The 13,135-nt window shown below is 72.8% G+C and carries 8 protein-coding genes; 4 read left to right on the top strand and 4 right to left on the bottom strand.

Annotated features, from left to right (window positions below; translation table 11 throughout):
* Positions 1–3: 3 nt before the first annotated feature.
* Together L1785_RS03380 and lhgD are read left to right on the top strand one after the other, a co-directional pair.
* On the top strand, positions 4–678 hold the full coding sequence (locus L1785_RS03380) for an ABC transporter ATP-binding protein (protein WP_236087723.1): 675 nt from the start codon (positions 4–6) through the stop codon (positions 676–678).
* Positions 679–925: 247 nt separating this feature from the next.
* Positions 926–2,158: an L-2-hydroxyglutarate dehydrogenase gene (lhgD, locus tag L1785_RS03375; RefSeq protein ID WP_236087722.1), complete on the top strand. Its 1,233-nt coding sequence runs from the start codon at positions 926–928 to the stop codon at positions 2,156–2,158.
* Between the two features lie 57 nt (positions 2,159–2,215).
* On the opposite strand, the gene L1785_RS03370 is transcribed toward lhgD, so the two are convergent.
* A complete protein-coding gene (locus L1785_RS03370; RefSeq protein ID WP_236087721.1) occupies positions 2,216–6,256 on the bottom strand; it encodes an endo-1,4-beta-xylanase in 4,041 nt (1,346 codons plus the stop codon).
* Positions 6,257–6,678: 422 nt separating this feature from the next.
* Between L1785_RS03370 and L1785_RS22695 the strand changes: the two genes are divergently transcribed.
* Together L1785_RS22695 and L1785_RS03365 are read left to right on the top strand one after the other, a co-directional pair.
* Positions 6,679–6,807: a hypothetical protein gene (locus L1785_RS22695; protein ID WP_268914773.1), complete on the top strand. Its 129-nt coding sequence runs from the start codon at positions 6,679–6,681 to the stop codon at positions 6,805–6,807.
* Complete coding sequence (locus L1785_RS03365) at positions 6,807–7,514, top strand: type 1 glutamine amidotransferase (RefSeq protein ID WP_236087720.1); 708 nt, start codon at positions 6,807–6,809, stop codon at positions 7,512–7,514. Before L1785_RS22695 ends, L1785_RS03365 begins: the two co-directional genes overlap by 1 nt.
* 24 nt (positions 7,515–7,538) lie before the next feature.
* Here L1785_RS03365 and L1785_RS03360 read toward each other — a convergent pair whose 3' ends face one another.
* The 3 genes from L1785_RS03360 to mfd all read right to left on the bottom strand — a co-directional run bounded on the left by L1785_RS03360 (position 7,539) and on the right by mfd (position 12,933).
* Positions 7,539–8,798, bottom strand: coding sequence for a type II toxin-antitoxin system HipA family toxin (locus tag L1785_RS03360; protein WP_236087719.1), 1,260 nt, complete (start codon positions 8,796–8,798; stop codon positions 7,539–7,541).
* Positions 8,799–8,802: 4 nt separating this feature from the next.
* Positions 8,803–9,105: a helix-turn-helix transcriptional regulator gene (locus L1785_RS03355; RefSeq protein ID WP_236087718.1), complete on the bottom strand. Its 303-nt coding sequence runs from the start codon at positions 9,103–9,105 to the stop codon at positions 8,803–8,805.
* Positions 9,106–9,300: 195 nt separating this feature from the next.
* Positions 9,301–12,933: a transcription-repair coupling factor gene (gene mfd / locus L1785_RS03350; RefSeq protein WP_236087717.1), complete on the bottom strand. Its 3,633-nt coding sequence runs from the start codon at positions 12,931–12,933 to the stop codon at positions 9,301–9,303.
* Between the last annotated feature and the right edge of the window lie 202 nt (positions 12,934–13,135).

The following is a 13,135-nucleotide window of genomic DNA, read 5'->3' as shown; positions in this document are numbered from 1 at the left end:
CCCATGTACCAGATCGACACCCTGACCAAGACCTATCAGCAGGGCAAGCGCGTGGTGCACGCACTGCAGGACGTCAGCCTGCGCATCGACGACGGCGAGCTCGTGTCCATCCAGGGACCCACGGGCGGCGGCAAGTCCACGCTGCTGCAGATGCTCGGCGGGCTGGACCGGCCGACGTCGGGCTCCATCTCGCTCGACGGCACGGACCTCGCCGGCATGAACGACACCGACCTCACCCGGGTGCGGGCCGAGACCATCGGCTTCGTGTTCCAGAACTTCAACCTGATCCCGACGCTCACCGCGCAGGAGAACGTCGAGACGGCGCTCGTGCCGTCGGGGGTGTCGAAGGAGGAGCGGGCGGCGCGAGCCGTCGCCGCCCTGGAGTCCGTGAGCCTGGGCGACCGCGCCGACCACCTGCCGGGCGAGCTGTCGGGCGGGCAACAGCAGCGCGTGGCGATCGCACGCGCGCTGGTGAAGAACCCGAAGGTGCTGCTGGCGGACGAGCCCACCGGCAACCTCGACGAGGAGACCCGCGACGAGATCGTCGACCTCCTCGAGGGGCTGTGGAAGGAGCAGGGGCTGACGCTGATCCTGGTCACCCACGACTCCGTGGTCGCGAGGCGGACGCCGCGGCGGCTGCGGATCGCCAAGGGCCAGGTGAAGGACCTCACGGCCTGACGCCGGCCGCCCGGACCACACGTCGGACCACGCGCCGAGACAGATCGCTGCGTCGGGGGGGGGGGGGGGGGGGGGGGGGGGGTGGGCCCCCCCCCCGGCCGCCCCCCCCCCCAGGGGAGTTGGGCCCCGGGGGCCCGCACACGGTGGGTTCCATGTGTCAACGCACAGTGAGCGGCCCCCTGAGGCATGTTCATGCTCGCCAGGTTCACCCTGGCCCCCGCTCGACCTCCCGGGGAGCATGACAGTCATGAGAGTCGTCGTGGTGGGTGCGGGGATCGTCGGGCTTGCGGTCGCGGCGCGGCTGGCCGCGCGCGGCGACGAGGTGGTCGTCGTCGACAAGGAGAGCGACCTCGCCACTCATCAAACGGGCCGCAACTCCGGCGTGATCCACTCGGGCCTGTACTACGCGCCCGGCAGCCTCAAGGCACGCCTCGGCGTGGCGGGCGCCGCCTCGATGACGGCGTTCGCGCACGAGCACGGCGTCGCCGTCGAGACGTGCGGCAAGCTCGTCGTCGCCACCTCGCCGCGCGAGCTGCCCCGCCTCGCGACGCTCGCCGAGCGCGGTCGCGCCAACGGCGTCGGCCTGCGGGAGGTGTCGCCCGACGAGGCCCGCGAGATCGAGCCGCACGTCGCCGCCCCCCTGCGTGCGCTGCACGTCCCGGGCACCGGCATCGTGGACTACCGCGGCGTCTGCGCCGTCCTCGCCAAGCAGGTCGAGGCCGCGGGAGGCAGCCTGCGCCTCGGCACGCGCCTGGTCTCCGCGGTCACGCGCGGCGCGCAGGTGGAGGTCACGGTGCACCCGGGTCACCGGTCCGACGTCGGACAGCCGGAGGTCCTGGTCGCGGACGCTCTCATCACGTGCGCCGGGCTGTACGCCGACCGCGCCGCGCGGGCGTGCGGTGTCGACCCGGAGGTACGGATCGTGCCGTTCCGCGGCGAGTACTTCGAGCTCGTCCCCGAGAGGGCCGGCCTGGTCAGCGGCCTGATCTACCCCGTGCCCGACCCCCGCTTCCCCTTCCTGGGCGTCCACCTCACGAAGATGGTCCACGGCGGGGTGCACGCCGGGCCCAACGCGGTGCTCGCGGGCGCACGCGAGGGCTACCGGCGGCGCGACGTCGTGCCGCGGGACGTGGCCGACTGGCTTTCCTGGCCGGGGCTGTGGCGGCTCGCCGCCCGCAACGCGGTGCCCGGTGCGCAGGAGGTGCTGCGGTCGCTGTCGCGGGGGCTGTTCGCTCGGTCGCTCTCCCGGCTCGTGCCCGGGATCGGGCCGGACGACCTCGTCCCGGCGCCTGCCGGCGTGCGCGCCCAGGCTCTCGCCCGCGACGGGTCGCTCGTGCAGGACTTCCACGTGGTCACGGCGCCACGGCAGGTGCACGTGATCAACGCGCCGTCGCCGGCCGCGACCGCGTCGCTGGAGATCGCCCGGTATCTGGAGAAGCAGCTCGACGAGACCCTCGGGGCGCCCACCCCGCCGAGGTAGTCGATCCGTCGGACGGATCGACCACCTCGGCGGGGGTGGGCGGGTTGCGCGGGAGGGTCAGACCGCCGCGACCGCGTTCTTCCGGCCGACCGTCACCGGTGCCGACTCAGCCGACACCGGGTCGAAGCCGTCGGCCGAAGCCGTGACGACGACCGACAGCTCGTGCCCCTCGTCGGCCTTGGTCACCTTGTACGTCCGGGCGGTCGCCGACCAGGCCGGGTCGTCGGCATGGGCGATCGGCTCGCCGTCGCGCAGCCACTGGTAGGTGAACGACGCCGGGACCGACCAGGACCCCGGGTCAGCCGCGAGGACCGAGCCCTTCACCGGGAACCCTGCGATCGCGGGAGCCGTGAGGTTCACGATCCCCGCCGGGCCGACGAGCTGCCCCACGCCCCACCGGGCGGTGGACTGGTAGCCGGCGCCGGTCGGGTCGGCCCAGTTGCGGACCGAGGTCCGCGCGCCGCCCGACGCGTCGTTGACCTGGAAGTCCAGGCCGTGGAACGTGCCGAGGCCGCCGTACTCGAGCAGCGAGACAGCCGCCTCGACGACGTACCCGGTCTCGGTGCGGCTCGTGGCGCTGACCACCCGGCTCCGCTGGAACGCCTCGTCGCCGGTGCCGAAGGACACGGCGTTGTCGGCGTTGATACGGATCTGCGTGTCGTCGTAGCGGTAGGAACCGTTCTTGGCGTGCCCCGGGTCCACGTAGATCTCGACGGAGTCCTGGATCCACGGGTCGGAGCCGCTGACGTCCACGACCGGGTCGGTCACCTCGGCGAGCACGTACAGCGTGCCGCCCTGCCACAGGGTCCGGACCTCGGCGGCAGCGCCGTCGGAGCCCGACACCTGCTTCCCGGTGGTGACCACTCCGGCGTCGGACCAGGTGGCGTCGGCCGTGCCGTCGACCACGGGCGCGGTCCGGGCCTCGACGACGTCCAGGTACGACAGCTCCTCCACCAGCGTCAGCGAGCCCGTCACGCCGGGCGTGTTCCACCCGGTCACGACGCCGTCGTTCGCGACGCGGACGTCCAGGGCGAGCGTGCCGCCCTGCGCGGCCGCCACCGGCAGGTGCACGACGGCGACCCACCCGCCGTCGCGCTCTGCCGTCACCGCGGGCACGTCTGCTGTGCCGTCGCGGGAGACGGTGTACTCGGCCGAGCCGAGCCGGAAGGTGACGGAGTCGCCGGAGGAGGCTCCGCCGTCGGACACCGTGACGTAGGCGGTCAGGTGGTCCGGGGCCCAGCGGAGCTGGAACTGCGCCGTGTCCTCGATCGCGTGGAGCGGGAGCTTCGACCACTCGAGCGACGTGGTCGCGGCGGCGTCGACCGGGACGTCGCCCGCGAAGACGGTCGCCGTGCGCGCACGGGCCGGCAGCTCGCCGTCGACCGCGCCGTAGTAGGCCGGCTTGGCCTGGAAGCCGTCGTCGAAGACGAGCGGCGCGCCGCTGCTCACGCGCCACGAGCGCCCGTCGGTGAGGCCCCACACCGTCACCGAGAACATGTCCTCGGCGTGCGCCCGGAACGACCGGAACGCGTCGCGGAAGTAGTAGCCCTGCTGGATGAGGTTCGCCTGCGTGACCGGCGAGCCGACCGTCACATCGAGCTCGGTGACGGCCTGCGTCACGGGCAGGTCCGCGAACCGGGTGATCGCCGCGTCGAGCGCCGACACGGGCATCGCGAGCGACACGTGGAACTGGTGCCCGACGCCGTCGACCGGCACGCCGCGGGCGAGCAGGCGCTCGACGAGCGCGCGGTACCGGTCCTGCTTGCCGCCCTGCTCGGTGTTGTAGTCGTTGATGAACAGCGTGACGGGGCGGTCGGCGCCCACAGCCGCGTAGGTGCCGTTGAACGCCTCGTCGGCGTACTGGAACGTGAGGTCGATGAACTCCTCGCCGAGGATCCGGTACCACTCCGAGCGACGCAGGCCGTCGGTGTACTCGCCGCCGTCGCTGACGACCTCGTTGACGACGTCGAACGCCGCGATCGGGTTGCCGCCCCCGAACTCGCCGTAGGCGCTCAGCGCCTCGGCGACGTTGTCGATGTGGGTGCGCAGGCGGTCGCGGAGAACCTGCTTGTCGGCCTCGCTGCTGGTCAGCGGGGCGCCGGCCGCGTCCTGGAAGAACCAGTCCGGGGTCTGGCCGTGCCACGCGAGCACGTGGCCGTAGACGCGCAGGTCGTTGTCCTGGGCGTACTGCATGAGCGTCGCGGCCTCGGGGTGGATGCGGAACGTGCGGTCCGCGTCGTACCAGGCCTCGGGCTTCATGTGGTTCTCGGGCGTGATCTGGTCGAAGTGACGCACCAGCAGGTCCGACGCCGACCCCGCCGTCTCACGGCTGTCGATGGCGACGCCCACGGGGAAGGCGACGGTCTCCTTGATGCCCGGCAGGTCCTGGACCACACCAGGCTCGGGCACCTCGATCACGACGTCGTCGACGAGGAAGTCGCTCGTGTTCGTGCCGTTGTAGTCAGTCTCGAAGTACAGGAACGCACTCTCGGCGGCCCCCATGGTGAAGCTCTGGCGCACCTCGGTCCAGCCGCCGTTCGTCACGGTGTCGAACTGGCCCAGCGTCGAGTACGACGTCGCGCCGCCGACGGTGCGCGCCATGCTCAGCCAGACGGCGTCCGTGGCGGCACCCGCGGCGAAACGGACCTGGGCCGACAGGTCGTAGGTGACGCCCTCGGTCAGGAGGCCGGTCACGTCGCGGCCGATGCCGTCGCCCTGCCCGTCACGACCGCTGACCAGCGCCGACTGCGTGCCGGACACCGCGTCCGCGGTCGAGATCTCCACGACGGGGTCGGTCGAGCCGCCCGCGCGCGGGCCCCAGCCGTCCAGGCCGCTCTCGAAGTCCGTGCTGAGCGCGACCTCGCCGCCCAGCGGCGATGTGCCCTGCGGGAAGGTGAACGTCCAGCCGGCGGCCAGGCGCTCGGTGACCACGGTCTGCACCGCGGCGAGGGTGCCGTCACGGTCGCCGCCGCCGTCGTGCGCCAGGACGATCTCGCCCGGCTTCATCGCGGTGCGGAGGTTCTCCGTCAGGGTCGGGACGTCCTGCGTGGACCAGTCGTTGATGGTGTTCACCACGGCCAGCGGCTGCATGCCGAGGCTCACGGCGACACCGGGCGTGACGCCCCACGAGCCGTTGGGCGCACGCCAGAACGGGATCTTGGCGTCGGGGTCGCCCAGGGCGTCCCGGATGATCCCCATGTTCTCGACCAGGTCGGCCTGCACCTGCTCGGCCGTCCACGAGCCCATGTCGGCATAGCCGGTCGAGTGGTTGCACAGGACGTGCCCGTCGGCCACGATCCGGCGCAGGATCTCGGCGCCGCCGCCTGCCTGGATGTTCTGGCCGATCACGCAGAACACGGCCTTGATCTGGTGCTCGGCGAGGAAGTCGAGCAGCTCGGGCGTCGTGCCCGGGTTGGGGCCGTCGTCGAACGTGAGGGCAGCGACGTCTCCGGTGCCCTGCGCGAGCGAGACGGGTGTGGTGACGGGGTTGACCGCCCCACCAGGGACCACTGGGGGCACTTCGCCTCCGTCGGACTGGCTCGTGACGAGGACGTCGTCCACCAGGAACGACGGGTGCGCGCCGCCCACCGGCGCCGCCTCGATGTACAGCGTGGCGCTGGTCAGCCCCTCGGGGAAGGTGTAGGTGCCGCCGATCTGCACCCATTCCCCTGCCGTCGCGGTGACCGCACCGCCCACCCACGTGTACGTGGTCGAGGACCCGACCTGCTCGGCCGTGAAGTGGACTCCCGTGCTGCCGGCGGTACCGGCGGGAAGCTTGACCCAGGCGGAGACGGTGTACTGGCCGCCGGGCTCGAAGATCGCCGCCGCGTTGGTGGCCGGGCCCTGCCACTCGGCCGTGCGGCCGGTGACGGACAGGCTGCTCGCGCCGGTGCGGGCCTCGGCGCCCGTGACGGCGAGCGTCACGCCGCCGCGCGGACCCCAGGGTGCATGCGTTCCGTCCTCGAAGCCGTTCTCGAGGACCACGACGTCCTCGGCCGCCGCAGTCGCCGCCACCGTCGTGACCGCGCCGGTCAGGACGAGCCCGAGTGCCGCGACCGCCGCTACGGGTCTTGCTGTAAAACGATTTCGAATCTGCATCGAGCGCTCCCTTGCGCGGGGTCTGTGTTTCTGGTCGTCCGGGTGTCGTCCCGTCGGCAGCTGCGCCGCGGGGTCCGGGTGCGCTGAATCGTACAGACGGGGGCCGGGCGCGTCGAGGGTAGTTCCCTCGTCGGACCGGGCTCGGGGCGCGGTCCGCCTTGAGAACACCCTCGGGTATCGCTCGGCCACGGACGGCGATACCCGAGGGCGTTCTCGAAGCGGACTCGGGGTGCGCCGGGCGGGGCGCGACCGATTTGCCACCCGCTGAGCTGGCGCTCGGGCGCGCGTCCGCGTGCCACTGCGCCGAGGTCGTGCTGGGCTGGACGGAAGCGCCGCAACCTGTCCCGCGGCGCCAGGTCGACGGACGACCCGGCGGGCCCGGGTCCGGCGACGGCGTGTCGGCACGACGGAAGGAGACGCCCGTGAATGACGTCGCACTCGGCGCGAGGCGCGTGCCGCCGTCGTGCAGCAAGAGCCGGCCGCTCCTCGTGGGCGACGGCGGCCGCGCCGCCTGCCGCTTCGCCCGCCCGCCCGCGCGGGGGGCCGTGTGATGCGCGTCCTCGTGGTCCAGAACTCGCCGACCAGCGGTGCGGGGCGCCTCGACGACTGGCTTGCCGACGCCGGGATCGAGCCCGTGCTCACCCCCGGCGACGACCTTCCGCCGGATCTCGCCGGCTTCGCCGGACTCATCCTGCTCGGCGGGGGTTTCGTGCCTGACGACGACGAACGTCACCCCTGGCTCGCGCACGAGCGGTCCCTCGTGTCGGCGGCGCTCTCCGCCGAGATGCCGATCCTGGGGATCTGCCTCGGCGCGCAGCTGCTGGCGTACGTCGCGGGCGGCACGGTGACGGCGCAGTCGGGCGAGACCGAGCGCGGGATGTGCGCGCTGCGGGTGCTGCCCTCGGCCGCCGGGGATCCGGTGTTCGCGCTGCTCACCGAGGTCGGGCCGCTGTGGATGATCCAGAACCACCAGGACTCCGTGACCGCGCTGCCCGCCGGAGCGGAGCTGCTCGCGACCAGCGACGCGTGCGCGGTGCAGGCGTTCCGCGTGGGGTCCTCGGCGTGGGGGCTGCAGTTCCACCCCGAGGTGCGGCCCGAGCGGATCGCCGACTGGAACGAGGCCGCGCTCTCGGCCCAGGGCATCGACCGGGCGGCGCTGGCGACCGCGGCGCTGGAGCGGGCGGACGAGAACGCGACGCAGGCCGAGGCGCTGGTCCGGGCGTGGGCGGAGGTGGTCTGCGCGCCCGTGCCGAAGTAGTCGGCAGGTTCTACCTCGGCGCGCTCACGCCGCCAGGCCCTGGGCCTCGAGACGGTTCGGGTTCTCGAACGCCTCTGCCATGAGCGCGATCTCCTCCCGGGGCAGCCCCACCTCCGCGGCGAGCGTCGCCCACCCGCTGGTCGCGGCCTCGACCTCGGCGAGCACGCGGCGAGCCTCGGACCCGCGCAGCCCGTACGAGTCGCAGCTGCGCAGCAGCTCGCGCACGTCGCGGTCGAGCCGGTCGCCGCCGGGCCGCAGCGGCGTGGACTCGGCGACGGCGAACGGGTTGGGATTGACGTCGAACAGCGGGGAGAGCGACCAGCCGTCGGGCCGACGCAGGAAGCCGTGGTTCTTCATGTGGTCGTCGATGTTGCGGACGAGCAGCGTGAACGCGACGCGCCGGAAGAGGTCGTGCCCGTCGGTCGCGGGGCGGCCCGAGTGGTCCGCCAGCGTCTCGGCGAGCGTCCGGTAGTCGATGGTCTCGAAGAACGCCTTCTGCGTGAGGCTGTCGGCGGAGAGGAACCCGATCCGGTCGTCGCTCGCGGAGCGGTCGAACCGCCGGGTGAGGAGGATGGTGCCCCCGTCGTCGACCCGGTGCAGCCTCGCGACGGGCACCTCGATGCCGGCGCGGGACGCAAGCCTCAGCGTCACGTACTCCCAGGCCTGCACGTCCCAGCGGTCGGCGCGCTCGGGCAGCTTCGCCATCCAGAGCGTCCCGTCGGCGTCCCGCACGGTCACCTTGGGCCGGGCGCCGCCCATGGAGGTGCCCGCCTGGACGAGGAGCCGCACGTCACGGTCGGTCTCCCGGTGGTGCACGACGGCGTCCGCCGCCTCCGTCAGCGCCGGCAGGTCCACGAGGGACGGGATCTCGGCCCGGGCCGGTGCGAGGAACGTCTTGCCCTCGTCGGTGGAGAAGCGCAGGGCGCCGAGCCGCGTGTCGTCCTGCACGCCGAGCAGGAAGTCCACCTCGGTGAGGGTCAGGAGCCTGCGGCCCTCGGCCTTGGCCGCTCGGCGCTCGGCGTTGAAGAGCAGGGTGCGGCCCCACTGGTCCGGCTGGCAGTCGGCGAAGACGCCGAACAGCGGCCGGTCGCCGCCCGAGGGGATGGACCCCGGGGTGAGCGGCAGCTCTGGGCAGAGCGGGTACGCGCGCGGGTGGCGCAGGTAGGTCGCCGCGTAGCTGAACGTTGAGCCGATGAGGGCCCCGCCCCGGTTGAGGTGCAGGTCCAGCTCTCCGGCATGGACCATCTCGCCCCCGGGGAGCTGGACGGTGACGTGGATGCTCATGCGATCACCTCGGTACCCGGACGCGCTGCGGGAGCGTCCGTTCCGCGTGGAACCTGCCGATCTCGGTGGTGAGCGGGTCCGTCGCCGCGACGACCGTGTCCGCGATGCCGAGCACTCGCAGGACGGCGAGCACGTTCTCGAGGCTGGCCGCGCCGGTACCCGTCTCGATGCCGCGCAACGTGGTGCGGGTGATGCCTGCACGGTCGGCGACGAGCTGGGCGGTCAGTCCGTGGATCTTGCGCCAGGCGCGGACGTTCTCGCCGAGGACGAGGAGGTCGCGCTGGGTCCGGAGGGAGGTACGGGCCATCGAAGGGATCCTTTCCGGTTACCAGGGTAACCGGAACAAGCTCTAATGGACAGGGTACTGACCATTAGACGTAACGATTCGACGCCGGACGGACCGACTGTCTCGGCACGGTTCCCACGCCGAGGTGGTCGCGTGGTCCGACGGACCGACCACCTCGGCGGGTGGGTCAGCTCGGCCGGGGTCCCGGGGCGGGCGTCAGGCGCTCGTGCCGACCTTCGCCGCCGCCGCGACGTCGGCCAGCACCACCGCATCGATGAGCTGCCGCGCCCAGGCGAGCACCTCGGCCCCGCGCAGCGCACGGCCCCCGATGCGCGCCGTCGTCGGGTACGGCACCAGGAATGCCCGGATCGCCGGCTTCAGCACGACCCCCGGGTAGAGCCGCTTGAGGCGCAGCTGCGCGGACTCGGGCAGGTCGACCGGCGCGAACCGGATGAACTTGCCCTGTGCGGTGACGTCCGTGAGCCCGGCGCGGCGGACGTGGTTGCGGAAGTCGGCGACGTCGAACAGAGCCGAGGCGACGTCGGGCAGCGCGCCGTACCGGTCGACGAGCTCGGCCCGGACCTCCTCGAGCGCCGCCGGATCCATGGCGGACGCGATCTTCCGGTACGCCTCGAGGCGCAGCCGCTCGGTCGCGATGTACGTCTCGGGCAGGTGCGCGTCGACCGGCAGCTCGATCGAGACCTCGGGCTGCTCCTCCTCGCGGTCGCCGCGGAACGCCGCCACGGCCTCCCCCACCATCCGCACGTAGAGGTCGAACCCGACTCCAGCGATGTGGCCGGACTGCTCGCCGCCGAGCAGGTTGCCCGCCCCGCGGATCTCGAGGTCCTTCATCGCGATCTGCATGCCGGCGCCGAGGTCGGTGTGGGCGGCCATGGTGGCGAGGCGGTCGTGCGCGGTCTCGGTGAGGGGCCGCTCCGGCGGGTACAGGAAGTACGCGTACGCGCGCTCGCGCCCGCGGCCCACGCGACCGCGCAGCTGGTGGAGCTGCGACAGGCCGAGCACGTCGGCCCGCTCGAGGACCAGCGTGTTCGCGTTGGAGATGTCGAGGCCGGTCTCGATGATCGTGGTGCAGACCAGGACGTCGAGCTCCTTCTCCCAGAACGACCGGATGACCTGGTCGAGCTGGTGCTCGCCCATCTTGCCGTGGGCGACCCCGATGCGGGCCTCGGGCACCAGCTCGTTCAGCCGGGACGCGGCGCGCTCGATCGACTCCACCTTGTTGTGCACGTAGAACACCTGGCCCTCGCGCAGGAGCTCGCGGCGGACCGCGGCCGCGATCTGCTTCTCCTCGTACGCGCCCACGTACGTGAGGACGGGGTGCCGCTCCTCGGGCGGGGTCTGCAGGGTCGACATCTCACGGATGCCGGTGACCGCCATCTCCAGGGTCCTCGGGATCGGCGTGGCGGACATCGCGAGCACGTCAACGTTGGTGCGGAGCTGCTTGAGCGTCTCCTTGTGCTCGACGCCGAAGCGCTGCTCCTCGTCGACGATCACGAGGCCGAGGTCCTTGAACCGCACCTGCCCGGTGATGAGGCGGTGGGTGCCGATGACGACGTCCACCGTGCCGTTCTTCAGGCCCTCGATCACCGCCGCCGACTCCTTGTCGCTCTGGAACCGGCTGAGCGCCTTCACGGTCACCGGGAAGCCCGCATACCGCTCGGAGAACGTCTCGAAGTGCTGCTGCACGAGGAGAGTCGTCGGCACGAGCACGGCCACCTGCTTGCCGTCCTGCACCGCCTTGAACGCGGCCCGGATCGCGATCTCGGTCTTGCCGTAGCCGACGTCGCCGCAGACCAGGCGGTCCATCGGCGTGGGCTTCTCCATGTCGGCCTTGACCTCGTCGATCGTGGCGAGCTGGTCCGGCGTCTCCACGTAGGCGAAGGCGTCCTCGAGCTCGCGCTGCCACGGCGTGTCCGGCCCGAACGCGTGCCCCTGCGTCGCCATGCGCGCGGAGTAGAGCCGGATCAGCTCCGACGCGATCTCGCGCACGTGCTTGCGGGCGCGCGACTTGGTGTTCTTCCAGTCGGCGCCGCCCATCTTGTTGAGGCTGGGGGCCTCGCCGCCGGAGTACTTCGTCACCTGGTCGAGCTGGTCGGTCGGCACGAACAGGCGGTCGCCCGGCTGCCCCCGCTTGCTCGACGCGTACTCGATGACGAGGTACTCGCGCGTCGCCGCGTTGCCACCGGTCCCGAGCGTGCGCTGCACCATCTCGACGAAGCGCCCCACGCCGTGCTGCTCGTGCACCACGAAGTCGCCCGCCTTGAGCTGCAGGGGGTCGACCACGTTCCGCCGCCGCGACGGCATGCGGCGCATGTCGCGCGTCCCGCTGCCCCCGGCACGGCCCGTCAGGTCCGCCTCGGTGAACACGGCCAGCCGCAGCTCCGGCACCACGAAGCCCTTGCCCACCATGGCAGGCACCACGTGCACGACGCCGGAGCTCACCTCGTCCGCGAGGGTCGCCTCGAGCCTCGCCGCGGTCTGCGCCGCCGTGAGCTGCTCCGTCATGCGCTTGGCCGGGCCGTGGCCCTCGGTCGTCAGGACGAGACGCCAGTCCTCGAGCTGCAGCCGGCGCACGTCGTCGAGGGCCCGCTGGAAGTCGCCGCGGTACGACTCGACGTCCCTGGCGCCGATGGTGAACACCGTGTCGGTCTCCGAGGTCACGCCGTCGTCCGCGGAGGGGGAGGCGCCGGCGGCGACGTCGGGCACCGTGGCGAGCTCCGCGTCCTGCGCGAAGGACGAGAGGGTCCACCAGCCGAGGGCGCGGCGCGCGGCCACGTCGCGCACGTCGGTGAACGACGCGAACGACGCCGCCGACAGGTCGATCGGCGCGGTACCGCCTGCGACCGCCCCGGACCACGCCGCGGCGAGGAACTCCTCCGTGGTGGCGGCGAGGTCGTGGGCGCGGCGGCGCACCCGCTCGGGCTCGTTCACGACCAGGAGCGCGTCCTCCCGGACGAGCTCCAGCACCGGGACCATGCGGTCCACCAGCACGGGCGCGAGCGACTCCATGCCCTCCACGGCGATGCCCGCGGCGAGGCGGTCCAGCATCTCCGCCGCGCCCGGAAGCTGCTCCACGAGAGCCGCGGCCCGCCGGCGCACCGCGTCCGTCAGCAGGATCTCCCGGCACGGCGGCGCCCACAGACCGTGGTCGGCGATCTCCAGGGAGCGCTGGTCGGCGACGGCGAACCAGCGGATCTCCGTGACCTCGTCACCCCAGAACTCGAGGCGCAGCGGATGGTCCTCCGTCGGCGGGAACACGTCGAGGATGCCGCCGCGCACCGCGTACTCGCCGCGCCGCTCCACCATGTCCACGCGGGTGTAGGCAGCGGCGGTCAGTCGCTCGGCGATCTCGGTCAGGTCGGCGGTCTGGCCGGTCGTGAGGAAGACCGGCTCGAGCTCGCCCAGGCCGTCGACCACCGGCTGCAGGAGCGCCCGAACAGGCATGACGAGGATGCGGATCTCGCCCGTCAGGCCAGGCTCCGGCGTCGGATGCGCAAGCCGGCGGAACACCGCCAGCCGCCTGGCCACGGTGTCCGCCCGGGGGGACAGCCGCTCGTGCGGCAGGGTCTCCCAGGAGGGCAGGACCGCGACGTCGTCGGACCGCTCGTCCGGCAGGTACGCGCGCAGGCTCCCCGCCAGCTCGTCCGCCTCGCGGCCCGTCGCCGTGACGACGACCAGCGGACGGCGCTCCGCCGCGGCCGCGAGCAGCGGCGGGCGCACGCCCACGGGACCCACGACGTCGGCGAAGCCACGGGCACGCACGTGCTCGACGGCGGCGGCCGCGCCGGGGTCTTCGAGGAGGGCGGGCAGGAGGCCAGAGAGGTTCATGGGAGTCCTTCGCTCGGGGCTCGCGGGCGGCGGCGCACGGACGCAGACGCACGACGGCGGGCCCACCTCCCCCTGGATGGGGGGTGGCGGGCTGTCCTCAGGTTACTCCGAGCCACCGACAGGCACGCCCGGCGGCCGGCCCGGCCGCTCCGCCGCCCCGCCCGCCCGAGTGATCGGTAGCTCCCACTGCCGCGCAGCGTGA

Source organism: Antribacter soli, from assembly GCF_021568775.1.
Taxonomy (GTDB): Bacteria; Actinomycetota; Actinomycetes; order Actinomycetales; family Cellulomonadaceae; genus Antribacter; species Antribacter soli.
This window is presented reverse-complemented; position numbering and strand designations above follow the sequence as displayed.

Coding starts and splice junctions, on each gene's coding strand:
- L1785_RS03380 (WP_236087723.1), top strand. CDS start 4: ATGTACCAGATCGACACCCTGACCAAGACCTATCAGCAGGGCAAGCGC.
- lhgD (WP_236087722.1), top strand. CDS start 926: ATGAGAGTCGTCGTGGTGGGTGCGGGGATCGTCGGGCTTGCGGTCGCG.
- L1785_RS03370 (WP_236087721.1), bottom strand. CDS start 6,256: ATGCAGATTCGAAATCGTTTTACAGCAAGACCCGTAGCGGCGGTCGCG.
- L1785_RS03365 (WP_236087720.1), top strand. CDS start 6,807: ATGCGCGTCCTCGTGGTCCAGAACTCGCCGACCAGCGGTGCGGGGCGC.
- L1785_RS03360 (WP_236087719.1), bottom strand. CDS start 8,798: ATGAGCATCCACGTCACCGTCCAGCTCCCCGGGGGCGAGATGGTCCAT.
- L1785_RS03355 (WP_236087718.1), bottom strand. CDS start 9,105: ATGGCCCGTACCTCCCTCCGGACCCAGCGCGACCTCCTCGTCCTCGGC.
- mfd (WP_236087717.1), bottom strand. CDS start 12,933: ATGAACCTCTCTGGCCTCCTGCCCGCCCTCCTCGAAGACCCCGGCGCG.